General features: G+C 65.0%; 21 protein-coding genes. 13 read left to right on the forward strand and 8 right to left on the reverse strand.

What is annotated here, in order from left to right; translation table 11 throughout:
• Window positions 1-120: 120 nt before the first annotated feature.
• Entirely contained in the window at window positions 121-936 is an 816-nt protein-coding gene (locus AC3G88_RS10785) for a sulfite exporter TauE/SafE family protein (protein ID WP_488772516.1), read from the reverse strand.
• Window positions 937-1,073: 137 nt separating this feature from the next.
• Here AC3G88_RS10785 and AC3G88_RS10790 point away from each other — a divergent pair, with 137 nt between their 5' ends.
• Window positions 1,074-1,844 carry an AraC family transcriptional regulator gene (locus AC3G88_RS10790; RefSeq protein WP_488772825.1) on the forward strand — a complete coding sequence of 257 codons (771 nt, stop codon included), beginning with the start codon at window positions 1,074-1,076 and terminating at the stop codon, window positions 1,842-1,844.
• A gap of 55 nt (window positions 1,845-1,899) precedes the next feature.
• On the opposite strand, the gene ycaC is transcribed toward AC3G88_RS10790, so the two are convergent.
• On the reverse strand, window positions 1,900-2,523 hold the full coding sequence (ycaC, locus tag AC3G88_RS10795; RefSeq protein ID WP_066741837.1) for an isochorismate family cysteine hydrolase YcaC: 624 nt from the start codon (window positions 2,521-2,523) through the stop codon (window positions 1,900-1,902).
• A gap of 173 nt (window positions 2,524-2,696) precedes the next feature.
• Here ycaC and AC3G88_RS10800 point away from each other — a divergent pair, with 173 nt between their 5' ends.
• A complete protein-coding gene (locus AC3G88_RS10800; protein WP_488772515.1) occupies window positions 2,697-3,590 on the forward strand; it encodes a LysR substrate-binding domain-containing protein in 894 nt (297 codons plus the stop codon).
• A 27-nt stretch (window positions 3,591-3,617) separates the two neighbouring features.
• Here AC3G88_RS10800 and AC3G88_RS10805 read toward each other — a convergent pair whose 3' ends face one another.
• Both AC3G88_RS10805 and AC3G88_RS10810 read right to left on the reverse strand, forming a co-directional pair.
• On the reverse strand, window positions 3,618-4,934 hold the full coding sequence (locus tag AC3G88_RS10805) for an MFS transporter (RefSeq protein ID WP_488772514.1): 1,317 nt from the start codon (window positions 4,932-4,934) through the stop codon (window positions 3,618-3,620).
• A gap of 128 nt (window positions 4,935-5,062) precedes the next feature.
• Window positions 5,063-5,824, reverse strand: a complete 762-nt coding sequence (locus tag AC3G88_RS10810) for a TerC family protein (protein WP_488772513.1) — start codon at window positions 5,822-5,824, stop codon at window positions 5,063-5,065.
• Between the two features lie 234 nt (window positions 5,825-6,058).
• On the opposite strand from AC3G88_RS10810, the gene AC3G88_RS10815 reads away from it, so the two are divergent.
• The 7 genes from AC3G88_RS10815 (at window position 6,059) to AC3G88_RS10845 (ending at window position 14,502) form a co-directional block, all read left to right on the forward strand.
• Window positions 6,059-7,075, forward strand: coding sequence for a 2-dehydropantoate 2-reductase (locus AC3G88_RS10815; RefSeq protein WP_488772512.1), 1,017 nt, complete (start codon window positions 6,059-6,061; stop codon window positions 7,073-7,075).
• A 226-nt stretch (window positions 7,076-7,301) separates the two neighbouring features.
• On the forward strand, window positions 7,302-8,021 hold the full coding sequence (locus AC3G88_RS10820) for a GntR family transcriptional regulator (RefSeq protein WP_400396074.1): 720 nt from the start codon (window positions 7,302-7,304) through the stop codon (window positions 8,019-8,021).
• Window positions 8,022-8,358: 337 nt separating this feature from the next.
• Window positions 8,359-9,606 carry a formyl-CoA transferase gene (gene frc, locus AC3G88_RS10825; RefSeq protein WP_153948532.1) on the forward strand — a complete coding sequence of 416 codons (1,248 nt, stop codon included), beginning with the start codon at window positions 8,359-8,361 and terminating at the stop codon, window positions 9,604-9,606.
• 110 nt (window positions 9,607-9,716) lie between these two features.
• Window positions 9,717-10,499, forward strand: a complete 783-nt coding sequence (locus AC3G88_RS10830; protein ID WP_488772511.1) for a fumarylacetoacetate hydrolase family protein — start codon at window positions 9,717-9,719, stop codon at window positions 10,497-10,499.
• Window positions 10,500-10,830: 331 nt separating this feature from the next.
• Window positions 10,831-12,564, forward strand: coding sequence for an oxalyl-CoA decarboxylase (gene oxc, locus AC3G88_RS10835; RefSeq protein ID WP_488772510.1), 1,734 nt, complete (start codon window positions 10,831-10,833; stop codon window positions 12,562-12,564).
• 48 nt (window positions 12,565-12,612) lie between these two features.
• A complete protein-coding gene (gene frc, locus AC3G88_RS10840; protein ID WP_249640928.1) occupies window positions 12,613-13,863 on the forward strand; it encodes a formyl-CoA transferase in 1,251 nt (416 codons plus the stop codon).
• Between the two features lie 192 nt (window positions 13,864-14,055).
• A complete protein-coding gene (locus AC3G88_RS10845) occupies window positions 14,056-14,502 on the forward strand; it encodes a PAS domain-containing protein (protein WP_488772509.1) in 447 nt (148 codons plus the stop codon).
• A gap of 25 nt (window positions 14,503-14,527) precedes the next feature.
• Here the strand turns inward: AC3G88_RS10845 and sucD are convergent, their stop codons facing one another.
• Window positions 14,528-15,433, reverse strand: a complete 906-nt coding sequence (sucD, locus tag AC3G88_RS10850) for a succinate--CoA ligase subunit alpha (protein ID WP_488772508.1) — start codon at window positions 15,431-15,433, stop codon at window positions 14,528-14,530.
• 1 nt (window position 15,434) lies between these two features.
• Entirely contained in the window at window positions 15,435-16,658 is a 1,224-nt protein-coding gene (sucC, locus tag AC3G88_RS10855; RefSeq protein WP_488772507.1) for an ADP-forming succinate--CoA ligase subunit beta, read from the reverse strand.
• 354 nt (window positions 16,659-17,012) lie between these two features.
• Between sucC and frc (AC3G88_RS10860) the strand changes: the two genes are divergently transcribed.
• Complete coding sequence (frc, locus tag AC3G88_RS10860) at window positions 17,013-18,245, forward strand: formyl-CoA transferase (protein ID WP_488772506.1); 1,233 nt, start codon at window positions 17,013-17,015, stop codon at window positions 18,243-18,245.
• Between the two features lie 88 nt (window positions 18,246-18,333).
• Here frc (AC3G88_RS10860) and AC3G88_RS10865 read toward each other — a convergent pair whose 3' ends face one another.
• Both AC3G88_RS10865 and AC3G88_RS10870 read right to left on the reverse strand, forming a co-directional pair.
• A complete protein-coding gene (locus AC3G88_RS10865) occupies window positions 18,334-18,651 on the reverse strand; it encodes a LysR family transcriptional regulator (protein ID WP_488772505.1) in 318 nt (105 codons plus the stop codon).
• Window positions 18,652-18,779: 128 nt separating this feature from the next.
• A complete protein-coding gene (locus AC3G88_RS10870; RefSeq protein ID WP_153948525.1) occupies window positions 18,780-19,724 on the reverse strand; it encodes a LysR family transcriptional regulator in 945 nt (314 codons plus the stop codon).
• A gap of 214 nt (window positions 19,725-19,938) precedes the next feature.
• Here AC3G88_RS10870 and oxlT point away from each other — a divergent pair, with 214 nt between their 5' ends.
• From oxlT to AC3G88_RS10885, 3 genes are all read left to right on the forward strand, one after another.
• Window positions 19,939-21,288, forward strand: coding sequence for an oxalate/formate MFS antiporter (gene oxlT / locus AC3G88_RS10875; RefSeq protein WP_488772504.1), 1,350 nt, complete (start codon window positions 19,939-19,941; stop codon window positions 21,286-21,288).
• Between the two features lie 46 nt (window positions 21,289-21,334).
• On the forward strand, window positions 21,335-22,246 hold the full coding sequence (locus AC3G88_RS10880; RefSeq protein WP_488772503.1) for a LysR family transcriptional regulator: 912 nt from the start codon (window positions 21,335-21,337) through the stop codon (window positions 22,244-22,246).
• A 247-nt stretch (window positions 22,247-22,493) separates the two neighbouring features.
• On the forward strand, window positions 22,494-22,709 hold the full coding sequence (locus AC3G88_RS10885; protein WP_153948522.1) for a hypothetical protein: 216 nt from the start codon (window positions 22,494-22,496) through the stop codon (window positions 22,707-22,709).
• Window positions 22,710-22,838: the final 129 nt, after the last annotated feature.

Raw genomic sequence — 22,838 nt, forward strand, 5'->3', positions numbered from 1 at the left:
CGATGATGTGGGGCCTAAGGATAGTGGAGCCGTGACCGACTGTCGTCGGTATTATCACCTAGATTATTAATAATCGGATCCGCTGGAGTTACGTGGCGCCTGGCCGGGGATAGCGTGCGACTAGACCGCCAGCATGACAGCGAGCACCATGGTCAGCAGCGCGAGATAGGTCACGGCGTGGACGCGGTCGGGGATGCGTCCGATCCAGCGCGCCGCCAGCCGGATGCCTGCCCAGGAACCGCCCGCCAGCACGGCGAAGGCCAGCAGGTCCACATAGCCGGCGTGGCCCGGGCCCAGCGTCGCGCCCTGGCGCCAGGCCAGGGCCACGTAGGTGGCGGTGGCCGCCAGTGCCATCGGCAAGGACAGCGGATTGGCCATGGCCGTGGCCTGCGTCATGGTGGCGCCGCGCCGGCGCATCAGTGGCACGGTCATGACACTGCCGCCGACGCCCAGGAACGCGGCGATGGTGCCGATGCCCAGGCCGAGCGCCGCCGTGGTTGCCGCGCGCATCGGCGCCGATGCCGGGGGGCGCGCATGCATGAAGCCGGGGCGCAGCGCGCTGTCGAGGATGGTCAGGGCCAGATAGGCGACAAAGGCCCAGCGCACCCAGTCGCCGCTGAGCCAGCTGGCGGCGGCCGCGCCCGCGACGGCGCCCGCCGCGATATAGCCGCCCATCGCACGGGCCTGCGGCCAGTCCACATTGCCGGCGCGATGGTGGCGCCAGGTGGCCAGCGAGGCGCCGAAGATCATGACGCACGACGAGGTGGCCACAGCGATCTGCATGGCCGACTGCGCCACGGGGCTGCCGGCGTCGTGCGTCATCGTGAGCAGCGTGTACAGCAGCGGCACCACCACAAAGCCGCCGCCAAAGCCGAACAGCACGGTTGTGACACCGGCCAGAACGCCACAGACCCACAGCATCGCGTACATGGACATCGTCGAAGATTGAATATCGTTGCAGGAATGAAGCGATACGATAGGGCGCGGCTGCTTGGCTGACTTGCGAAGGTCGGTCAATAATCGTCGAAATTCTGCCAACCGCGCGACACCGAGACGTCGCGGCCATGTTTCCGATGCGCAATATTTCGCTCGATAGCGTCGATGCCAGCCCGTGTGCCGCGCTGGCCATCGGCACGGACTACGCCTTTGGCACGCTGCTGGACACGCACAGCCACCGCCGCGCGCAATTCCTGTACGGCATGACGGGCCTGATGGAGGTCGGGACGGAGGAGGGCGCGTGGGTCGTGCCGCCCTACACGGGGGTGTGGATTCCCGCGCGGAAGCCGCATCGGGTCCGCATGAACGGCGTCAGCACGCGCAGCGTCTACGTCCTGCCCGACGCCGCGCCGCGCCGCGGCCCCGCTTGCGAGGTGCTGGTGGTCAGCCCGCTGCTGCATGCGCTGCTGCTGGCCTCGGCCGATGTGCCGGCCCGCTACGCGGCCGACAGCCGCGATGGCGCGCTGATGCAGTTGATCCTGTTCGAACTGGCGCAGGCGCCCACCTTGCCGCTGTTCGCGCCGATCCCGCGCGACCCGGATCTGGCGCGGCTCTGCACCGGACTCCTGGCCCGGCCCGACATCCGGGCGTCGGCCGATGACTGGGCCCGCCAGCTCCACCGCAGCGCGCGCACGTTCGCGCGCTTTTTCCAGCGGCAAACGGGCATGCCATTTGGCGCGTGGCGCCAGCAGGCATGCCTGATGGCCGCGCTGTCCCGGCTGTCCGCCGGCACGCCCGTCACCGAGGTGGCACTCGATCTCGGATATGACAGCCCCAGCGCATTCTCGACGATGTTCCGCAAGGCGCTGGGCGCGCCGCCATCGTCGTTCCTCCACGCAGCGCGCTAACGCCGCACCGGCGAACGGTGCGGCGGGGCGTCTTGTGCGGGATGTTGCGGCCCGCTTACTTCGCCGACATGACCTTGAAGCTGGTCATCAGGTTGCGATAGTCGGGGATGTGGTTGGCGAACAGCGTGCCGAGCCCTTCGATGTCGTTGCGCCAGTCGCGGTGCAGCTCGCACGCCACGCCGAACCACGTCATCATCTGGGCGCCCGCATGGGCCATGCGATGCCACGCCGCGTCGCGCGTGATCGGATCGAACGTGCCCGATGCATCGCCTACGACGAATACGTCGAAGCCTTCGGCCAGGGCCGACAGCGCCGGAAAGGCAACGCAGACCTCGGTGACCACGCCGGCGATGATCAATTGCTTCTTGCCGGTGGCCTTGACCGCCTTCACGAAGTCTTCGTTGTCCCAGGCGTTGATCTGGCCCGGACGCGGAATATATGGCGCTTCCGGAAACTGGGCCTTCAGCTCGGGCACCAGCGGGCCGTTGGGGCCGGTCTCGAAGCTGGTGGTCAGGATGGTCGGCAGCTTGAAGTACTTGGCCAGGTCGGCCAGTGCCAGGACATTATTCTTGAACTTGTCCGGGTCGATGTCGCGCACCAGCGAAAGCAGCCCGGCCTGGTGGTCCACCAGCAGTACGGCTGCATCATTCTTGTCCAGGCGCTTGTAGGACGTTGTCATGGCTATCTCCTTGCACGGATGGGGTCACGCGTCTCGCGGACGCGTTGTTGGAAGCGTCGGCCGCTCCGGCGTCATCGCGATGACGGCACCGGAACGTGGAGCCATCATAGGTTCGCGGAAACCGGCGCAGTAGTGCCGTAAGATGCCGTCTGTGTTCTATGGGAGGAACAGTCATGGACGACCTCAACGACCTCTACTACTTCGTCAAGGTGGTCGACCATGGCGGGTTCACCCAGGCCGGCCTGGCGCTGGGGGCGCCCAAGTCGAAGCTCAGCCGGCGCATCGCGGCGCTGGAGGCCCGATATGGCGTCAGGCTGCTGCAGCGATCGACGCGGCACTTCTCGGTTACCGAAACCGGGCGCGAATTCTACGAACGCTGTATCGGCGTGCTGGTCGAGGCCGAAGCGGCGCGCGAGGTCATGGAGCGCGAGCGTTCCGAGCCGCAGGGCATCGTGCGCATGACCTGCCCGACGACGTTGCTGGAATACCGCGTGGCGGGGCTGGTGGCGCAGTTCATGCTGGCCTATCCGAAGGTGCAGGTGCATCTGGAGGCCACCAACCGCCGCGTGGACGTGATCGGCGAACGCCTGGACCTGGCGCTGCGCGTGCGCTTTCCGCCGTTGGAAAACAGCGACCTGGTCATGCGCGTGCTGTCCGAGAGCCACCAGCGTCTGGTGGCGTGCCCCGCCCTGATGGAAGGCCGCGCACCGCTACGCAATCCCGCCGAGCTGGCAGGCATGCCCAGCCTCGATTGGGGCCCGCCGCGCAGCCACGTCTGGCAGCTGATCGGCCCCGAAGGACAATCGGCCGAAGTCCGGCACCAGCCCCGTTACGTCACCGACGACATGAGCGCGCTGCGCAAGGCAGCGCAGACCGGCGTCGGCATCGTGCAGTTGCCTTGCATGGTGGTGGAGGATGACCTGCGCAACGGCACGCTGATCGACGTGCTGCCCGGCTGGGCGCCGAGAGGCGGCATCATCCACGCGGTATTTCCGTCGCGCCGGGGATTGATGCCGAACGTGCGGCTGCTGATTGACTACTTCGCCACCCACATCTACAAGGAATAGCGGCCACGGCGGATGGCCACCGCCCGCCTAGTCGAGCGCGCGATTGCGCGATTCGACGTTGACGGCGCCGACCGCCAGCGCAGCCGTGGCGAGCATGGCCGAGATCATCGCCAGGGCCAGCGTGAAATGTGTGGACATGACCGGCGCGATGACCGCCGGGGCGAACAGGCCGCCGAAGCGTGCCACGGCGCCCGCCGTGCCCATGCCCGTGGCGCGCAGGTTGGTGGGGTAGACCTCGGGCGTGAACGCGTACAGCGCGCCCCAGGTGCCCAGCAGTGCAAAGCTCATCAGCAGTGTGGACCCGACCACCACCACGGGCGCCGTGCCCAGGCTATACAGCATGCAACCGACGGCGCTGAGCAGCAGGAAGCCGATCAGCGTCGGCTTGCGGCCCCATCGCTCCACGCCATAGGCCGCCAGTGCGTAGCCCGGCAACTGCACAAGCGCCAGGATCACCAGGAAGGCCTGGCCGCGCATGAAGGCAAAGCCGGCACCGCTCAGACGAATCGGCAGGTAGACGAACACCGCGTAGTAGGCCACCGAGATCAGCAGCCAGGCGGCGAACAGCGCCACGGTGCGGCGCCGGAAGGCGGCCGTGAACAGCGTGAACACGGACTGCCGCTCGGTGCGTTCGGATTGCAGCGTGGGGATGGTCACCTTGCGGCCGTTGGTCTGGGCCACGCGTTCCAGCACCTGGCGGGCCTGCTCGGACTTGCCATTACGGTTCAGGAACAGCGGCGATTCCGGCACATACATGCGCGGGATCAGGCCCACCAGCGCGGGGATGCCCGTCGCGAAAAAGATGATGCGCCAGGCGTCGTCGCCATGCGTCGCGGCGGCCAGTGCCAGCAGGGCCAGGCAGATCGTGCCCAGCGCCCAGAACGATTCCAGCAGCACCAGCCAGCGGCCGCGACGGTCGCGGGGCAGGAATTCGGCCAGCATCGTGTAGTCCACCGGCAGCGTGCCGCCGACGCCGATGCCGGTCAGCAGGCGCAGCACCATCAGCCAGCCCAGGCTTGGGGCAAACGCGGAAGCCACGCCGCAGGCCGCGTCGATGACCACGGCCAGCATCAGCGCCGGGCGCCGGCCGACGCGGTCGGCAATGCGGCCAAAGCAGAACGCCCCGATCAGCATGCCGATGAAGAACGTGGTGCCGGTCTGCAGCGCCTGCGGCACCGGCACGCCGAACGTGCTGGCGATGGACGGGGCGCTGAAGCCGATGGACAGCACCTGCATCGCATCGGCCATCCACACCAGCCCGAATATCACGAAGAGCCGGTACTGGAATTTACCGACACCGGCGGTTCGGATGGCGTCTTCAAAGCTGATCTGCAAGGTCGACATGCTGGCAAGGGTCCGTGCGACAAGGGAATGGGGCGGGGTGGCAGGCCGGCGGTCCGGCAGGGCCCGGTACGGCTGCCACGCTGGCGGCCATTCTAACTTGGCGCGGTCATGCCGATGCCCGGCGGCCCTCAGTCGTGCGCGGCCACCTTGCCGCCGGCCTTCGCACGCCGGCGTCGCGCCAGCATGTTCAGCCCTTCCACGGCGGTCGAGAACGCCATCGCCGTATAGATATAGCCCTTGGGCACATGATGGCCCAGCCCGTCGGCAATCAGCGTCATGCCGATCATGATCAGGAAGGCCAGCGCCAGCATCACGATGGTGGGATTGCGATGGATGAAGTTCGCCAGCGGCGTGGCGGCGAACAGCATCACGGTCACGGCGGCAATCACGGCCACGAACATGATCGGAATGTGATCCGTCATGCCTACGGCGGTGATGATGCTGTCGATCGAGAAGACCAGGTCCAGCACCAGAATCTGTCCGATGGCCGCCGCAAAGCCCGGCGCGGCGCGGGCCACGGCCGATTCGTCCGCGTGTTCGGCCTCGGGCGCCACATGCTCGTGGATCTCGCGCGTGGCTTTCCAGACTAGGAAGGCGCCCCCGGCAATCAGGATGATGTCCCGCCAGGAAATACCCTTGCCCAGGACGGTGAAGACCGGCTCGGTCAGCGCCACGATCACGGCAATGGTGGCCAGCAGCCCCAGGCGGAGGATCAGCGCCAGGCCGATACCGATGCGGCGTGCCTTTTCCCGGTTCTGCTCGGGGAGCTTGTTGGTGAGGATGGAAATAAAGATCAGGTTGTCGATGCCCAGCACGATTTCCATGGCGACCAGTGTGGCCAGGGCGGCCCACGCGGACGGGTCGCGTGCCAGTTCGAGCAGTGATTCCATGCGGACTCCAGATCTTCGTGACAGTGGAAGAGGGCCGGGAAGCGGAATGGCGGCCCGCAAGCGGACAACGAGGGACATGGTAGTACACACCCTGCACGCGGCGATACCGGTACAGCGTGCGTGGCGCCACTGAGTGAAAGAAGGGTTGTCGAAAGGCGATTGTGAAATATAGTATGTGATATACCAAGGCATTCGCAGCATCCCATCACAATCACCACAATCAGGAGACAACCGATGAAGATCTGTATCTACGGGGCAGGAGCCATTGGCGGCTACATGGGCGCGCAGCTGGCGCTGGCGGGCGCCGACGTCAGCTTTATCGCCCGGGGTCCGCATCTGGCGGCCATGCAGGCCCATGGCGTGCGCTTGCAGATCGAAGGCGAGGAGCGGGTGGCCAAGGTCCGCTGCACCAGCGACCCGCGAGACCTGGGCCCGCAGGATTACGTTTTCATCACTTTGAAGGCGCACCAGGTGCCAGGCGTGGTGGATTTGATGCAGCCGCTGTTGGGGCCGGAGACGGCGGTGGTGACCGGCGTCAACGGCATTCCCTACTGGTATTTCCACAAGCACGGCGGCGAATTCGCCGGGCGCACGCTGGAAAGCGTGGACCCGGGCGGCAAGCAGTGGCAAGGCCTGGGGGCCGAGCGCGCGATCGGCTGCGTGCTGTACCCGGCGGCCGAAATCGTGGCGCCCGGCGTCGTCAAGCACGTCTATGGCAAGAAGTTTCCGATTGGCGAACCCGACGGCACCCGTTCGGACCGCGTCACGCGACTGTCGGAGATGATGGCCAAGGCGGATCTCGATGCCCCGGTGCGCGACAACATCCGTGACGAAATCTGGCTGAAGCTCTGGGGCAACCTGTGCTTCAACCCCATCAGCGCGCTGACGCATGGCACGCTGGATATCATCACGTCCGACCCTGCCACGCGCGCCTTGTCCAAACAGATGATGCTCGAAGCCAAGGACATCGCCGAGCGGTTCGGCGTTCACTTCCGGGTGGACGTCGAGCGGCGGATCGACGGCGCGGGCGCGGTGGGCGCGCACAAGACATCGATGCTGCAGGACCTGGAGGCGGGCAGGGCCATGGAGATCGACCCGCTGCTAACTGTCGTGCAGGAGATGGGCCGGATGATTGGCCAGCCCACGCCGATGATCGACGCGGTGCTGGGCCTGATCAAGCAGCGCGACCGGATGGCCCAGGCGGCAGTGGCAGGCAGCGCCGAGCCGGTCAGGGTAGCCAAGGCCGCCTGAAGCCGGGCGGTGGAGCGAGGCCAATGACCTTCGGCAGTGCCGTCGATGTGATATACCATATACGAAAGGCCGGACCGTCCCTTGCGTCACAATGTGGTGTCAAGCGCGCCAGATTGATGAGCAAAACGCATGGCGCCATGCCAAACTGGCGCGATAACGTTCACGGAACGGGTGCCACCGGACGCCAGACTGGCGTCCGGGGCACCGGCCACTGACGAGTGCATTCATGTCTGCCCAAAGCCAACCCGAAATCCAGCCGCAAGGGCTGTCCCTCTCGCTGCAACCCATCAATGCCGGTGCCAGCCTGCGCGACCAGGCGTACGCGATGCTGCGCCAGGCCATTGCCGACGCCGATATCTACCAGTCACGCGAGGAAGTCCGGCTCGACGAGCGCGTGCTGTCCGAAGCCCTGGGCGTCAGCCGAACGCCAATCCGCGAGGCCATGACACTGCTGGAGCAGGAAGGCTTCCTGCGCACGGTGCCGCGCCGGGGCATCTATATCACCCGCAAGACCAAGCGCGAGATCGTCGAGATGATCCAGGTCTGGGCCGCGCTGGAGAGCATGGCCGCCCGCCTGGCCACCAAGAATGCCACCGACGAGGAGATCGGCAAGCTGCGCCATATGTTCGACAGCTTCCGCGACTCCACGCCGGCCGAGCATATCGAGGAATATTCCGACGCCAATATCGTGTTCCACCAGGCGATCGTGCAGTTGTCGAAGTCGCAGATCATCATGGACCAGATCAAGAACATCTTTGTCCATGTGCGCGCGATTCGGAAAATGACGATCTCGCAAAGCGACCGCGCGGCGCGCTCGATTGTCGATCACCTGCGGATCATCGAGGCGCTGGAAAAGCGGGACACGGAACTGGCCGAACGGCTCGTGCGCCAACATTCGCTCGACCTGGCCGACTACGTGGAAAAACACTGCGATTTCCTGGACTGACCTGGCTTTGACCTGAGCGGCCGTCGGCCGGGCCGGGCACCTCAGCCGGCCTTCGTCGGAAGCGCCCGATGGCTGTCGGCAGGGCAGGGCCGCTTGGCCCGCTGGCCATGCACGCCGTGTCAGGTTTGCGTGACCTGACCCCATCATCCGAACCCCAACCGCCTCACGGCGTGTTGGGGTTTTTTGTTATGCCGGCCCATCGCAACCGGTGGCGAGATTGCGCCTGCTGCGATGCAGCATCGAAACCTCCTGAATTCGGGTTTAAACCCCCTTGCGTCTTCGTGATATACCACATACTGTATGTCAACAGAGCAAAACACAAATCAGGAGACGCACCATGGCCGACACCCACAACGAACGCAAAGCCCTCGACGGTATTCGCATTCTGGACATGACACACGTGCAGGCCGGTCCCTCGGCCACGCAGTTGATGGCCTGGATGGGTGCCGACGTGATCAAGGTCGAAATGCCGGGCCGCGGCGACATCACGCGCAGCCAGCTGCGCGACGTGCCGAACGCCGACAGCCTGTACTTCACCATGCTGAACAGCAACAAGCGCAGCCTGACGCTCAATATGAAGACGCCCGAAGGCAAGGCGCTGCTCGAAGACCTGATCCAGCAGAGCGACGTGCTGATCGAGAATTTCGGTCCGGGTGTGCTGGCTCGCGCCGGATTCGACTGGGACCATATCCAGGACCTGAATCCGCGCATGATCTACGCGTCGATCAAGGGCTTCGGTCCCGGCCCGTACCAGGATTGCAAGGCGTATGAGAACGTGGCCCAGTGCATGGGCGGGTCCGCATCGACGACCGGCGAGGCCGCCGGCATGCCGACGGTGACTGGCGCGCAAATTGGCGATTCCGGCACGGGCGTGCACTGCGTGGTCGGCATCCTGGCCGCGCTGCTGCAGCGCGAGCATTCGGGACGTGGCCAGCGGGTGGAAGTTGCCATGCAGGACGCCGTGCTGAACCTGTGCCGCGTGAAGCTGCGCGACCAGCAGCGCCTGGATGCCGGTCCGCTGCGCGAGTATCCCAACGAACAGTTCGACGACCACGTGCCGCGTGCCGGCAACGCGTCGGGCGGCGGCCAACCCGGTGCTGCGCTGCGCTGCGCCCCGGGCGGTCCGAACGACTATGTCTACGTCATCATCCAGCCGCAGGGCTGGGAGCCACTGATGCGCCTGTGCCGCCGCGAAGACCTGATCACCGATCCGGAATTCGCCACGCCTGAAGTGCGTCTGAAAAAGCTCACTGCCTGCTTCGGCATCATCGAGCAATGGACGATGGGCCGCACCAAGTTCGAGGTGATGAACGCGCTCAATGAGGTGGACGTGCCGTGTGGCCCGATCCTGTCGATGAAGGACCTGATCGAGGACAAGTCGTTGTACGAGCGCGGCTACCTGGTGGAACTGGAACATCCGACGCGCGGCAAGTACGTGCAGCTTGGCTCGCCGATCACGCTGTCCGATTCGCCGGTGCGCGTCGAGCGTTCGCCGCTGCTGGGCGAGCACACCGACGAGATCCTGGAATGGCTGGGGCGTTCGCCGGCACAGATTGCGGCGCTGCGGGTGGCCGGAGCGGTCTGACCCGAGGCGCCCGCCGCGACGGGCGTCAGTCTCGACGGCCCCGAGAGGGGCTCCGAAGTCCGAACAGAGCGCAGGCGCGGCATTGACCCGCCTGCCGGAGGAACGCTGCCGTGCAAACCTGGATTCGCTTCCGCCGTCCCGACGGCGACACCGCTTACGGCCGCCTCGACGATGGCGATGCCGACCGCGTCATCGAATGCGATGGCCCTGGCTATACCGATCCCCGTCCCACTGGCAACACCTACAGCTACGCGTCGCTGGACCTGCTGGCCCCGTGCGAGCCCGGCAAGATCGTGGCGCTGTGGAACAACTTTCACGCGCTGGCCGCCCGGCTGGAGAAGTCGGTGCCGGTGCATCCGCTGTTCCTGCTGAAGCCGGCCAGTTCGCTGGCTGGCCCCGGCGACGCCATCCGTCGCCCGGCCGGCTACACCGGCAAGATCGCCTACGAAGGCGAACTCGGCATCGTCATCGGCCGCGAATGCCGCAATGTGCCGCTGGGCGAAGCCGCCTCGCACATCTTTGGCTACACCATCGTCAATGACGTCACGGCGGGCGAGCTGCTCAATGCCGATCCGAACTTCCCGCAGTGGACGCGCGCCAAGGGGTCCGACACCTTCGGCTGCATCGGTCCGGCCATCGTCACCGGCTTTGACTGGCGTAGCGCCAGCGTGGTGACGCGGCTGGACGGTGCCGAACGCCAGAACTACCCGCTGTCCGACATCGTTTTTTCGCCAGAGGAGCAGGTCAGCAGGCTGTCGCAGGACATGACGCTGATGCCGGGCGACGTGATCGCCGTCGGCACGTCGATCGGGGTGGGGTCGATGAAGGACGGTTCGGTGGTGGAGGTGTCGATCCGCGGGATCGGCTCGCTCGTCAACCATATGCGCGGCTGACCCGGCTCAAAGTCAGTCGAACCGGCAGGACGGCATGCCCACGCCAGGCGTCGGGGCATATCGGCAGGGATCGGTAATTTCCCTTTATTTGCGTCTAATTTTCACGAAATGCTGCGGTGCACCGACGAAAGTTCGTCGTAACAGTGGGAAATTACTTGCTGATCTTTGATATATCACATACCGTATTTCAGCGTCATCGAGTACAGGGAAGCGCGAGGAAGGAGACACCGCTCCGTTTTATCCGAAGTCACCAGGCGGAACGCGAGCGCGCGCTGAAGACACCCTGAAGAAGAAAGTCCAATCCCGTCAATTTGCATAGAAGGAAGCAATCATGGCAGAAGTCGGAAACGAACTGCAGCGTCACGCTGCAGAAGAACAGCAGGCACAGACCGATGGCTTCCATCTGGTCATCGACGCGCTGAAGCTGAACGGCATCGAGAACATCTACGGCCTGCCTGGCATTCCGGTCACCGATCTGGCCCGCCTGGCGCAGGCCAACGGCATGCGCGTCATCAGCTTCCGCCATGAGCAGAACGCGGGCAACGCCGCGGCGATTGCCGGCTTCCTGACGCAAAAGCCGGGCGTTTGCCTGACCGTGTCGGCGCCGGGCTTCCTGAACGGGCTCACCGCGCTGGCGAACGCCACCACCAACTGCTTCCCGATGATCCTGATCAGTGGGTCGAGCGAGCGCGAGATCGTCGACCTGCAGCAGGGTGACTACGAAGAAATGGACCAGCTGGCGATTGCCCGCCCGCACGCCAAGGCGGCCTTCCGCGTGCTGCACGCCGAAGACATCGGCGTCGGTGTGGCCCGCGCCATCCGCGCCGCCGTGTCGGGGCGCCCGGGCGGTGTGTACCTGGACCTGCCGGCCAAGCTGCTGGCCCAGTCGATGGAAGCCGAGAAGGGTCGCAAGTCGCTGATCAAGGTCGTGGACCCGGCCCCGCGCCAGCTGCCTGCGCCGGATTCGATCGACCGCGCCGTCGAACTGCTCAAGGGCGCCAAGCGTCCGCTGATCCTGCTGGGCAAGGGCGCCGCCTATGCCCGCGCCGATGCCGATATCCGCGCGCTGGTCGAGAAGACCGGCATTCCGTACCTGCCCATGTCGATGGCCAAGGGGCTGATCCCCGATACGCACCCGCAATCGGCGTCGGCCGCGCGTTCGTATGTGCTGGCGGAAGCCGATGTGGTGCTGCTGGTCGGCGCCCGCCTGAACTGGCTGCTGTCGCACGGCAAGGGCAAGACCTGGGGCAAGCCGAAGCAGTTTATCCAGATCGATATCTCGCCGACCGAAATGGACAGCAACGTGGCCATCGCCGCGCCGGTCGTGGGCGACATTGGTTCCTGCGTGTCGGCACTGCTGGGCAAGATCGGCAACGACTTTGCCAAGCCGGGCGCGGAGTGGATTGGCGCGGTGGACGAACGCAAGGAAAAGAACCTGGCGAAGATGGCCGAGACGCTGGCCAGGGAGACCACGCCGATGAACTTCCACGGCGCGCTGCGCGTGCTGAAGGACGTCGTCAAGGCCAACCCGGGCATCTCTTTCGTCAACGAAGGCGCCAACACGCTGGACTACGCCCGCGCCGTGATCGACATGTACGAGCCGCGCAAGCGGCTGGACGTGGGCACCTGGGGCGTGATGGGCGTGGGCATGGGCTACGCGGTGGCGGCGGCGGTGGAAACCGGCAAGCCGGTCCTGGCGGTGTGCGGCGATAGCGCCTTTGGCTTCTCGGGCATGGAAGTCGAGACGATCTGCCGCTACAACCTGCCGATCTGCGTCGTGGTGTTCAACAACAACGGCGTCTACAAGGGCATCGACAAGAACCCGACCGGCGGCGCAGACCCGGCCGTCACGATGTTTGTGCCGGGCGCGCGCTACGACAAGATGATGGAAGCGTTTGGCGGCGTCGGCCACAACGTCACCACACCGGCGGCGCTCGAAGCCGCGGTGAACGAGGCGCTGCGTTCGGGCAAGCCCACGCTGATCAACGCCGTCATCGATCCGGCAGCCGGCACCGAGAGCGGCCGCCTGACCAACCTGAATCCCCAGAGCTCGGCCAGCAAGTAACCCACCCGACCCCCGAATTTCACCCTCTATTCCAATAGGAGAGCGAACGTGAATCTTCCACTGAACGGCATCAAGATCATCGACTTCACGCATGTCCAGGCCGGCCCCGCCTGCACCCAACTTCTCGCATGGTTCGGCGCGGACGTCATCAAGGTGGAGCGCCCGGGCTCGGGCGACGTGACCCGCACGCAGCTGCGCGACCAGCCCGACGCAGACGCGCTGTACTTCACGATGCTCAACAGCAACAAGCGTTCGCTGACGCTGGACACCAAGAAGCCGGAAGGCAAGAAGATCCTGGAGCAGCTGATCCGCGAATCGGACGTGCTGGTCGAGAACTTCGGCCCGGGCGCGCTGGACCGCATGGGCTTCTCGTGGGACCGCATCAGGGAACTGAACCCGATGATGATCGTGGCCTCGGTGAAGGGCTTCAGCGACGGCCACCACTATGAAGACCTGAAGGTCTACGAGAACGTGGCGCAGTGCGCCGGCGGTGCCGCGTCGACGACCGGCTTCTGGGATGGCCCGCCGACCGTGTCGGCCGCTGCCCTGGGCGACTCGAACACCGGCATGCACCTGGCCATTGGCATCCTGACCGCGATCATCGGCCGCCAGCAGACCGGCAAGGGCCAGAAGGTGGCCGTGTCGATGCAGGACGCCGTGCTGAACCTGTGCCGCGTGAAGCTGCGCGACCAGCAGCGCCTGGACGCCCTGGGTTACCTGGAAGAGTATCCCCAGTACCCGCATGGCACGTTCAGCGACGTGGTGCCGCGTGGCGGCAACGCCGGCGGTGGCGGCCAGCCGGGCTGGGTGCTGAAGTGCAAGGGCTGGGAAACCGACCCCAACGCCTATATCTACTTCACCGTCCAGGGCCACGCCTGGGAGCCGATCTGCAAGGCACTGGGCCGGGAAGAGTGGATCGACGATCCGAACTACAACACGGCCAAGGCCCGCCAGCCGCACATCTTCGAGATCTTCAACACCATCGAGGAATGGCTTGCCGACAAGACCAAGTACGAGGCGGTGGACATCCTGCGCAAGTTCGACATTCCGTGCGCGCCGGTGCTGTCGATGAAGGAAATCGCGGCCGATGAATCGCTGCGCAAGAGCGGGTCGATCGTCGAAGTGCCGCACAAGCAGCGTGGTACGTACCTGACCGTGGGCAGCCCGATCAAGTTCTCGGACCTGAAGCCGGAAATCACGGGTTCGCCGCTGCTGGGCGAGCACAGCGAGGAAGTGTTGTCCGGCCTGGGCTACAACGCCGAGGAGATCGCCCGTCTGCGCGAAGCGCAGGTGATCTGAGCAGGACGCCAGCATTGCCAGCGCCCCGATGTTGACAGCGGGCCGGAACAGGCGCGCCGGGGTGCGTGGGTCGGACGACCCCGTACCCCGGCGCGTTTTTATCTGGGGGCGCGCCAGCAGTGCCACAATGAGTGCCCGGGCCGGTACGGCTTGGCAAGGCGAAGGGCCACCCACCATTCCTCAGGAATGACCATGCAGACTGCAATCGACTACGAACAGCTGGTGTCGGCCATCGGCGACGCCGTCATCATTTCCGGCGCCGACGGCGCCATCACCTTGTGGAACCCGGCCGCGGAGTACATGTTCGGCTACACCCAGGAGGAAGCCCTGGGCAAGTCGCTGGACCTGATCATTCCCGAGCGCCTCCGTGCGCGGCATTGGGAAGGCTACGACAAGACCATGGCAACGGGGCAGACCCGCTACGGCCATGACCTGCTCAAGGTGCCGGCGATCAACAAGAAGGGCGACGCGATGTCAATCGCCTTTACCGTGGCGCTGCTGCACGGCGACGGCGGCGAAGTCACCGGCATCGTGGCGATCATCCGCGACGAGACCGTGCGCTTTCAGGAAGAGCGAGCGTTGCGCAAGCGCATTGTGGAACTGGAAGCCAAGGCGGGCGCGGCGGCCGCAGCCGGCTGACAGGCCGCTCCGGAGGCGCCAACCTTTATCCCGGGGGCGCCCCGGTTCCCTGGCGCAAGGCTGCCGCCATGGTCGCGCCCAGCTCCGCGGGCGATGCGGCCATGTGGATGCCGGCCTCGCGCATGGCCTCGATCTTTGCGGCCGCCGTGCCCGCGCCGCCCGAGATGATGGCGCCGGCATGCCCGATGCGGGGTGCCGGCGGCGCCGTCGCGCCGGCGATCCAGCCCACCACGGGCTTGCGCGTCCGCGCATCGTCCAGGAAGCGGGCAGCCTCTTCTTCCGCCGAATCGCCCATCTCGCCAATTTCGCCGATCAGGATGATGCCTTCGGTTTGTGGATCGGCCAGGAACATCTCCAGGCAATCGATGAAGCCAGTACCGTTCACCGGATCGCCGCCAATGCCGATGCAGGTCGATTGTCCGAGCCCGGCCGCCGTGGTCTGGGCCACGGCCTCGTAGAACAGCGTGCCCGAGCGTGACACAACGCCGATCCTGCCCGGGGTGTGGATGTGTCCCGGCATGATGCCGATCATGCACTGGCCGGGCGTGATCACGCCCGGGCTGTTCGGCCCGATCAGGCGGCTGCCGGAGCCCGACAAGGCCCGCTTGACGCGCACCATATCGATCACGGGAATGCCTTCGGTAATGCATACGATCAGCGCAATGCCGGCATCGACTGCCTCCAGGATGGCATCGGCGGCACAGGGCGGCGGCACGTAGATGACCGACGCATCGGCGCCGGTGGCATCGGCCGCCGCAGCCACGGTGTCGAAGACCGGCAGCCCCAGGTGCGACGCACCGCCCTTGCCGGGCGTGACGCCTCCGACCACCTTCGTGCCGTACGCCAGCGCCTGTTCCGAATGGAACGTGCCCTGCGCGCCGGTAAAGCCCTGGCAGATCATGCGCGTGTTCTGGTCGATCAGGACCGCCATGTCACTGTTCTCCGTGTGTCCGGGTGGCCCGCACGGCGGCCACCACTTTTCTGGCCGCGTCGGCAAGCTGGCTGGCGGCGATGATCGGCAGGCCCGAATCGCGCAGGATCTGCCTGCCCGGTTCGACATGGGTGCCTGCCAGCCGCACCACCAGCGGCAGGGTCAGGTCCAGCTCGCGCGCGGCGGCGACCACGCCTTCTGCGATCTCGTCGCAGCGCACGATGCCGCCGAAGATGTTTACGAGGATGCCTTCCACCCTGGGATCGGCCAGGATCAGCCGGAATGCGGTGGTCACCCGTTCGGCCGTGGCGGCGCCGCCTACGTCCAGGAAGTTGGCCGGCTCGGCGCCATGGCGCTGGATGAGGTCCATGGTGGCCATGGCCAGGCCGGCGCCATTGACCATGCAGCCGATATTGCCGCCCATCCGCACGTAGTGCAGCCCGTGGCGCGCGGCCTCGGCTGCGGCCGGATCTTCCTCGCTCTCGTCGCGCATGGCCTCGATCTCGGGATGGCGGAAGAGGGCGTTGTCGTCGAACGCGAACTTGGCGTCCAGCGCCAGCATGTCGCCGCTGCCGGTGATCGCCAGCGGATGGATCTCGACCATCGACGCGTCGAGTTCGGTGAATGCGCGGTAGACAGCGAGGATGAGCCGCGCGGCCGCATCCGCCTGCTTGCCCAGTAGTCCGAGGCCGCTGGCCACCCGGCGTGCGTGAAAAGGCTGGATGCCGCTGGCCGGATCAATCGCTACCTTCAGGATGTTCTCGGGCGTACGGGCGGCAACCGCCTCGATGTCCGTGCCACCCTCGGCGGACGCCACGATGGTGATGCGCGACGTGGCGCGGTCCATCACGATGCCCAGGTATAGCTCGCGCGCGATATCGCAGCCTTTTTCGATGTAGAGGCGCCGCACCGCCCGGCCAGCAGGGCCGGTCTGGCTGGTGACCAGCGTCTTTCCCAGCATCTGCAACGCGTTCGCGTGCACGTCGTCGATCGACGTCACGACGCGCACGCCGCCCTTGCCCGGGCCATCGCCAGCGGCTTGTTCGACGAAACGCCCGGCACCCCGGCCGCCTGCGTGGATCTGCGATTTCACCACCCACACCGGGCCGCCCAGCTTGCGGGCGGCATGGGCAGCCTCGTCTGGCGTAAAGGCTACGCAGCCCTGCGGCACGGGCACGTCATAGCGCCGGAGCAACTCCTTGGCCTGATGTTCGTGGATGTTCAACGTGTCTCCTCATCTGGGATGCGCACGATGGCGCAGGGCGGTGTCCGCTCTTTCTTTTCGCAACCTAAAATATGGTATGTAATATATCAACATAATCGTGCTGCGGGGTGACGAAATGCCTGGTGAAACCGCGCAGCGCAACGACGTGGGCCGCGAGGTTCTGTATCCAAGGTCCAGGCTTGGATTCGATGGGAGTTTGCTGCAACGCAGAACCGAAAGTTGGCCGCCTTCTGCCTTTTCCTCTTGTTGTGTTCTGATATATCACATACCGTGTTTAGAAAGATCGACGCCGCACGGCGCGCCGGCCGGTCGTGCAGACATTGCCTTCACGAGAATCCTCAAGGAGACAACGCCATGAACAACAAGGCACTGGAAGGGGTCCGCATCCTCGACATGACCCATGTGCAGGCTGGCCCGTCGGCCACCCAGCTGATGGCGTGGCTGGGTGCCGATGTGATCAAGGTGGAGCTGCCCGGACGAGGCGACATCACGCGCAGCCAACTGCGCGATGTGCCGAACGCGGACAGCCTCTACTTCACGATGCTGAACTCGAACAAGCGCAGCCTGACCCTCAATATGAAGACGCCCGAGGGCAAGGCCTTGCTGGAAGACCTGGTGCAACGCTGCGACGTACTGGTCGAGAATTTCGGGCCGGGCGTGCTGGATCGCGCCGGCTTCGACTGGGACCGCCTGCGGACGCTGAATCCGCGCCTGATCTACGCGTCGATCAAGGGCTTCGGTCCTGGCCCGTACGTGGACTGCAAGGCGTATGAGAACGTGGCCCAGTGCATGGGCGGGGCGGCCAGCACCACCGGCGAGGAGGACGGCGTCCCCACCGTGACCGGCGCCCAGATCGGCGATTCCGGCACCGGCGTCCATTGCGTGGTGGGCATCCTGGCCGCGCTGCTGCATCGCGAGAAGTCGGGGCGGGGCCAGCGCGTGGAAGTGGCCATGCAGGATGCGGTGTTGAACCTGTGCCGCGTGAAGCTGCGCGACCAGCAGCGCCTGGCGGCCGGCCCGCTTAAGGAATATCCGAACCAGGCATTCGGCGATTTCGTGCCGCGTGCCGGCAATGCGTCGGGCGGCGGCCAGCCCGGGGCCGCGCTGCGCTGTTCGCCGGGCGGGCCCAATGACTACGTGTACGTGATCATCCAGCCGCAAGGCTGGGAGCCGCTGATGCGCCTGTGCGGCCGGGAGGACCTGATCACGCATCCGAACTTCGCCACCCCCGAGGCGCGACTGAAGATCCTGGGCGAATGCTTCGGCGTCATCGAGAAATGGACCAAGACCCGGACCAAGTTTGAAGTCATGGCGGCCCTGAACGAAGTGGACGTGCCGTGCGGCCCGATCCTGTCGATGAAGGACCTGATCGAGGACGGCTCGCTGTACGACCGCGGCTACCTGGTGGAACTGGATCACCCGCAGCGCGGCAAGTACGTGCAACTGGGCTGCCCGATCACGCTGTCCGATTCGCCGGTGGAAGTCGAACGTTCGCCGCTGCTGGGCGAGCACACCGACGAGGTACTGGAATGGCTGGGCCGCACGCCGGCGCAGATTGCCACGCTCAAGGCGGCCGGGGCGGTCTAGCGCCAGCCTCGTTGTCTGCGAAGCACGTCGTAGAAATGCCAAGGGCCCCGTGACGGGGCCCCTTGCTGCGATGGCGGTGCCGCGGAACTTAGTTCGCGCCGGCGCCGGCCATGCCGCGCAGGTATTCGTTCTTCTTGTCGAAGATCAGCTGGCTCAGGAACGGCGCGTCGTACGCGTTCAGCAGGTGGGCATGGTACTGCTCGATATAGCGCGTGACGCGCGCCTTTTCGCAGTCGATGCCGCACAGCCATTCGAACATCGGAGCGTCCCAGCGGAAGCGCAGGCCCAGTTCGGTGAACGCGGCGTTGTAGGCGGCCAGCTGGATCTCACGATCAAGGTGGCGCATCTCGCTGACGGCCGTCGGCATTGCAACGGTGGCGGGCGCGTCGGATTGGAGGTGGTTCATGATCGTCTCCTGTGGTTGCACACGTCTGTGCTGCAGCGTGTGATGTCCGAAGCTTAGACAGCAGGAACGATTTACGATAATTAAAGTTTCATCGAAAAACCATAAGTCATCGCTTATGCAAGAGACGACTAGCCATGATGGGGCCGGATCAGGCCTTCGACGCCCGTGATCTGCTGGATCAGCGTGTGGCCTTCCTCCATCAGGAACTGCTTGAACGCCAGCGCCACCGGGGGCAGGCGCTTGTTCTTGCGATGGACCACATACCAGTTCAGCATCACCGGAAAGCCTTCGATATCGAGCACGGCCAGCTTGCCGGTCTGCAGTTCCAGGCCGACGGTATGTGCCGACAGGAAGGCGATGCCCATGTTGGCGATCACGGCCTGCTTGATGGTCTCGGTGCTCTTGATCTCCATCGCGATGCGCAGGTTCGAGAGCCGGCCGGCAAAACCTTCCTGCATCGAATTCCACGTGTCCGAACCTTTTTCGCGCGCCACGAAGGCCTCCTCCGCCAGGCCCGCCAGCGGGATACGTCGCTGGCCCACCAGCGGATGGTTGGGTGCGGCCACGATGACATAGGGGTGCGGGGCGAACGGTTCCGCGATGGTGTCCATGCCCTCGGGCGGGCGTACCATGACCGCCAGGTCGGTCAGGTTGCCGCTCAACTGGTGCAGCAGTTCCTCGCGGTTGTGCACTGCAAGATTCAAGGTCACCGATTCATGCCGGTTCATGAATTCCGCGAGCAGGCGAGGGAAGAAATAGTCGCCTGCACTGATCACGGCGACGTTCAGGCGGCCCCCGGATATACCCTTAAGCTGCGCCATCGCGTCTTCGGCTTCCCGGAATTGCTGAATGATGCTGCGGCTGTAGTGAAGCATCTCGGTGCCGGCCGGCGTCAGGTAAATGCGCTTGCCAAGCTGCTCGAACAGGGGCAGGCCAACGTGCAGTTCCAGCTGCCGAACCTGTGTAGAAACAGCGGGTTGCGTGAGATGGAGCTCTTCAGCCGCACGGGAAAAGCTCAGGTGGCGGGCCACCGTTTCGAAGACTTTCAGCTGGCGCAGCGTCGCATTCTTCATTGCACGATTTCCCGCAATCTATAAAGGATCGTCAATGATCATAATAAAAAACTTTATGCTGTGCTGATCTAAGTTTGAAGTAGCATCAATCCACGAATACACGTGCCGCAATGTCAGGCGCGCTCATTCAGTAGTGAAAGCGGGCGTCCCCCCAAGGCCAAGCCCACCACGCGCGCCGCAGAGCGCGCATGACACTAATGCAAGGAGACACGACATGGCGCACATCAATGCGGCAGGCCCCGCCATGGGCAATGCAAACGGAGGCTTCCTCCGCAATCGCTGGTTCCAGCTATTCATCGGTGTACTTTGTATGGGTTTGGTGGCGAACCTCCAGTATGGCTGGACGCTGTTCGTTACGCCGATGAACGCCAAGCACCATTGGGGCGACTCTGCAATCCAGGTCGCCTTTTCCATTTTTATCGTCACGGAAACCTGGCTCGTGCCGCTGGAAGGCTGGCTCGTGGACAAGTTCGGGCCGCGCCCGGTAGTGGCAGGCGGCGCCATCTGCGCCGGCCTGGCGTGGGTGATGAATTCGTATGCCACGTCGCTGCCGATGCTTTATACGGCAGCGGTAATCGCCGGCATCGGCGCGGGCGGCGTTTATGGCACCTGCGTGGGTAACGCGCTGAAGTGGTTCCCGGACAAGCGTGGCCTGGCCGCCGGCCTGACCGCCGCCGGCTTTGGCGCGGGGTCGGCGCTGACGGTGATTCCCATCGCCAACATGATCCAGAAGTCGGGCTATGAGCACGCGTTCTTTACGTTCGGCATCATCCAGGGCGTGCTGATCTTTGCCATGGCCTTGCTGCTGGTGAAGCCGCAGCCGCCCAAGGGGCTGGTGGCCAACAAGAAGATCCTGACCAACCCGGTGGAGTTCACGCCTGGCCAGATGGTGCGCACGCCGGTGTTCTGGGTGATCTACATCTCGTTCGTGGCCGTGGCGGCCGGCGGCATCATGGCCACCGCGCAACTGGGCCCCATCGCCAAGGACTTCGGCTTTGCGTCGATGCCGGTGACGATGCTGGGCATGACGCTGCCGCTGCTGACGATGACGCTGTCGATCGACAACCTGTGCAATGGGCTGACGCGTCCGCTGTGCGGCTTCGTCTCGGACCGGATCGGTCGGGAAAACACGATGTTCCTGATCTTCATCGGCGAAGGCCTGTCGCTGATCGGCCTGCTGGAGTTCGGCCACGACCCGTACATGTTCATGCTGTTCGCGGCGCTGACGTTCCTGTTCTGGGGCGAGATCTTCTCGATCTTCCCGGCGCTGTGTGCCGATACGTTCGGCAGCAAGTTCGCCGCGGCCAACGCCGGCACGCTCTATACGGCCAAGGGCACGGCCGCGCTGCTGGTGCCGGTGGCATCGGTGCTGTCGCATACGGGCGGCTGGAACCTCGTGTTCGCCGTGGCGGCCGTGATGACGGTGGCGGCGGGGGTGGCGGCCAAGTTCGTGCTGCAGCCGATGCGCCGGCGCTTTATCACGGGCCATGCCGAGGCACAGCCTGTCCCGGTCAGCGACAACGGCACCTATATGGCAGGTTTCTCCACGGGCAAGGGTGAATAGCCCGCGCCACAACCCGGGCAGTACCCAGCAAGGAAGGAGCGGCACCATGAATGTTTCGCTTCCTCAGTTGAAGGCCTTTGCCGCGGTGGCGCGCCAGAAAAGCTTTACGCGCGCCGCGGCAGAACTGGGTCTTACGCAATCGGCGATCAGCCGTAGCGTGCGCGAACTGGAAGAAGAAATCGACCAGCGGCTGTTCGACCGCACCACGCGCCAGGTAGAGCTGACCGACGCCGGCGAAATGCTGTCGCAACGCATCTGCCATCTGATCGAGGAAGTCGAGCAGACGCTGCGCGACAGCCACGGCACCGGCAAGCCGAGCCAGGGCACCGTGCAGATCGCCACCGACCCCGTGCTGTCGTCGATGTCCGTACCGATGTGGCTGGCGGGCTGCCGCAAGGCGTGGCCCGGCATCGGCATCACGCTGCGCGACCGCTCGCATGAATCGGTGTTGCAGAGCGTGCGCAGCGGCGAGGTGGATTTCGGTATCGCCAGCAATCCGGCACCCTGCGACGACCTCTACTGCGAACCGCTGTGCGTCGACCCGCTACAAGCTGTGCTGCCGGCGGACCATCCGCTGGCATCGCGCGATTCGTTGGGGTGGGGCGAACTGGCCGATGCGTCGGTCCTGTCGCTGGACCAGCATTCCGGGGTCCAGCCTGCGGTCGAGCGCGCATTGTCCACGTATCACGTCAGGCCCGGCTCGCTGCAGTTGCTCGGACATTTCGCGGCCATCTTCGGCATGGTGGCGATGGGGCTGGGCATCGGCGTGGTGCCGTCGCGCGCGCAGGCCAGTGGCTTGGCCCCCGCCGCTGTCCTGCGACCGTTGCGGCCCCAGGTGACCTCCAACGTCATGCTGGTACGGCGCAAGGCGCGCTCGCTAAAGCCCAACGCGGCGGCCGTCTGGGACAACCTGCGTGCGCAGGAGTACGACCACGAGCTTTTGAAGAAAGTGGGGTAGGGCGATGAGCGCGATTTACCTGCCGCGCTGCGGAAAATATTGTTGCGACTTTTTCGGCGCTTATTGTTCGTGATCTGAGCGCCGGCCGTCTTCCGGACTCAGTTGTGAGACCAACAACGCACCCCTTGGGGTGCGTTGTTGTTTTTAGAGCGATTCCACTACAGATATATCACATACCAAATATTTACAGACCTCGCAGTGCAGCATATAATGAATCCACCTTGATCCTTACGACTTAGGAGTTTTCATGAACACCACGCTGCTTACCCTTCTCGCCCTCGGTGTTGTTTCGCTGGGTGTCACCGTGACCTACGTGCTCGCCACCGTTCTGCCGATGGGCCTGCTGACCACCGCCCAGGAACATGGCCGCTTTGCGGGTCTGGGTTCGTCGGAAGAGTCGTCCACCGGCATCGGCAGCTCTGCCTCGGATATGGTGCTCCAGCCGCGCTTCCTGCACGCCTGATCGCCTGTTCGCTATTCGACGATTTTTGCAGTACCTGTAGTGTGCAGTTGGTAGTAGCAGGGAAGTTGTAGCGGCCGGCAACTCCCGCAGTGCGTAGTTTCCGCAGTCCTCCGCGGCCGTCTTTTCAGA

It is taken from the genome of Cupriavidus sp. 86D6, from assembly GCF_057815095.1.

Excerpts from the sequence above, each read along its gene's own strand:
- AC3G88_RS10785 (WP_488772516.1), bottom strand. The coding sequence starts at position 936 with ATGTCCATGTACGCGATGCTGTGGGTCTGTGGCGTTCTGGCCGGTGTC.
- AC3G88_RS10790 (WP_488772825.1), top strand. The coding sequence starts at position 1,074 with ATGCGCAATATTTCGCTCGATAGCGTCGATGCCAGCCCGTGTGCCGCG.
- ycaC (WP_066741837.1), bottom strand. The coding sequence starts at position 2,523 with ATGACAACGTCCTACAAGCGCCTGGACAAGAATGATGCAGCCGTACTG.
- AC3G88_RS10800 (WP_488772515.1), top strand. The coding sequence starts at position 2,697 with ATGGACGACCTCAACGACCTCTACTACTTCGTCAAGGTGGTCGACCAT.
- AC3G88_RS10805 (WP_488772514.1), bottom strand. The coding sequence starts at position 4,934 with ATGTCGACCTTGCAGATCAGCTTTGAAGACGCCATCCGAACCGCCGGT.
- AC3G88_RS10810 (WP_488772513.1), bottom strand. The coding sequence starts at position 5,824 with ATGGAATCACTGCTCGAACTGGCACGCGACCCGTCCGCGTGGGCCGCC.
- AC3G88_RS10815 (WP_488772512.1), top strand. The coding sequence starts at position 6,059 with ATGAAGATCTGTATCTACGGGGCAGGAGCCATTGGCGGCTACATGGGC.
- AC3G88_RS10820 (WP_400396074.1), top strand. The coding sequence starts at position 7,302 with ATGTCTGCCCAAAGCCAACCCGAAATCCAGCCGCAAGGGCTGTCCCTC.
- frc (WP_153948532.1), top strand. The coding sequence starts at position 8,359 with ATGGCCGACACCCACAACGAACGCAAAGCCCTCGACGGTATTCGCATT.
- oxc (WP_488772510.1), top strand. The coding sequence starts at position 10,831 with ATGGCAGAAGTCGGAAACGAACTGCAGCGTCACGCTGCAGAAGAACAG.
- AC3G88_RS10845 (WP_488772509.1), top strand. The coding sequence starts at position 14,056 with ATGCAGACTGCAATCGACTACGAACAGCTGGTGTCGGCCATCGGCGAC.
- sucD (WP_488772508.1), bottom strand. The coding sequence starts at position 15,433 with ATGGCGGTCCTGATCGACCAGAACACGCGCATGATCTGCCAGGGCTTT.
- frc (WP_488772506.1), top strand. The coding sequence starts at position 17,013 with ATGAACAACAAGGCACTGGAAGGGGTCCGCATCCTCGACATGACCCAT.
- AC3G88_RS10865 (WP_488772505.1), bottom strand. The coding sequence starts at position 18,651 with ATGAACCACCTCCAATCCGACGCGCCCGCCACCGTTGCAATGCCGACG.
- AC3G88_RS10870 (WP_153948525.1), bottom strand. The coding sequence starts at position 19,724 with ATGAAGAATGCGACGCTGCGCCAGCTGAAAGTCTTCGAAACGGTGGCC.
- oxlT (WP_488772504.1), top strand. The coding sequence starts at position 19,939 with ATGGCGCACATCAATGCGGCAGGCCCCGCCATGGGCAATGCAAACGGA.
- AC3G88_RS10880 (WP_488772503.1), top strand. The coding sequence starts at position 21,335 with ATGAATGTTTCGCTTCCTCAGTTGAAGGCCTTTGCCGCGGTGGCGCGC.
- AC3G88_RS10885 (WP_153948522.1), top strand. The coding sequence starts at position 22,494 with ATGAACACCACGCTGCTTACCCTTCTCGCCCTCGGTGTTGTTTCGCTG.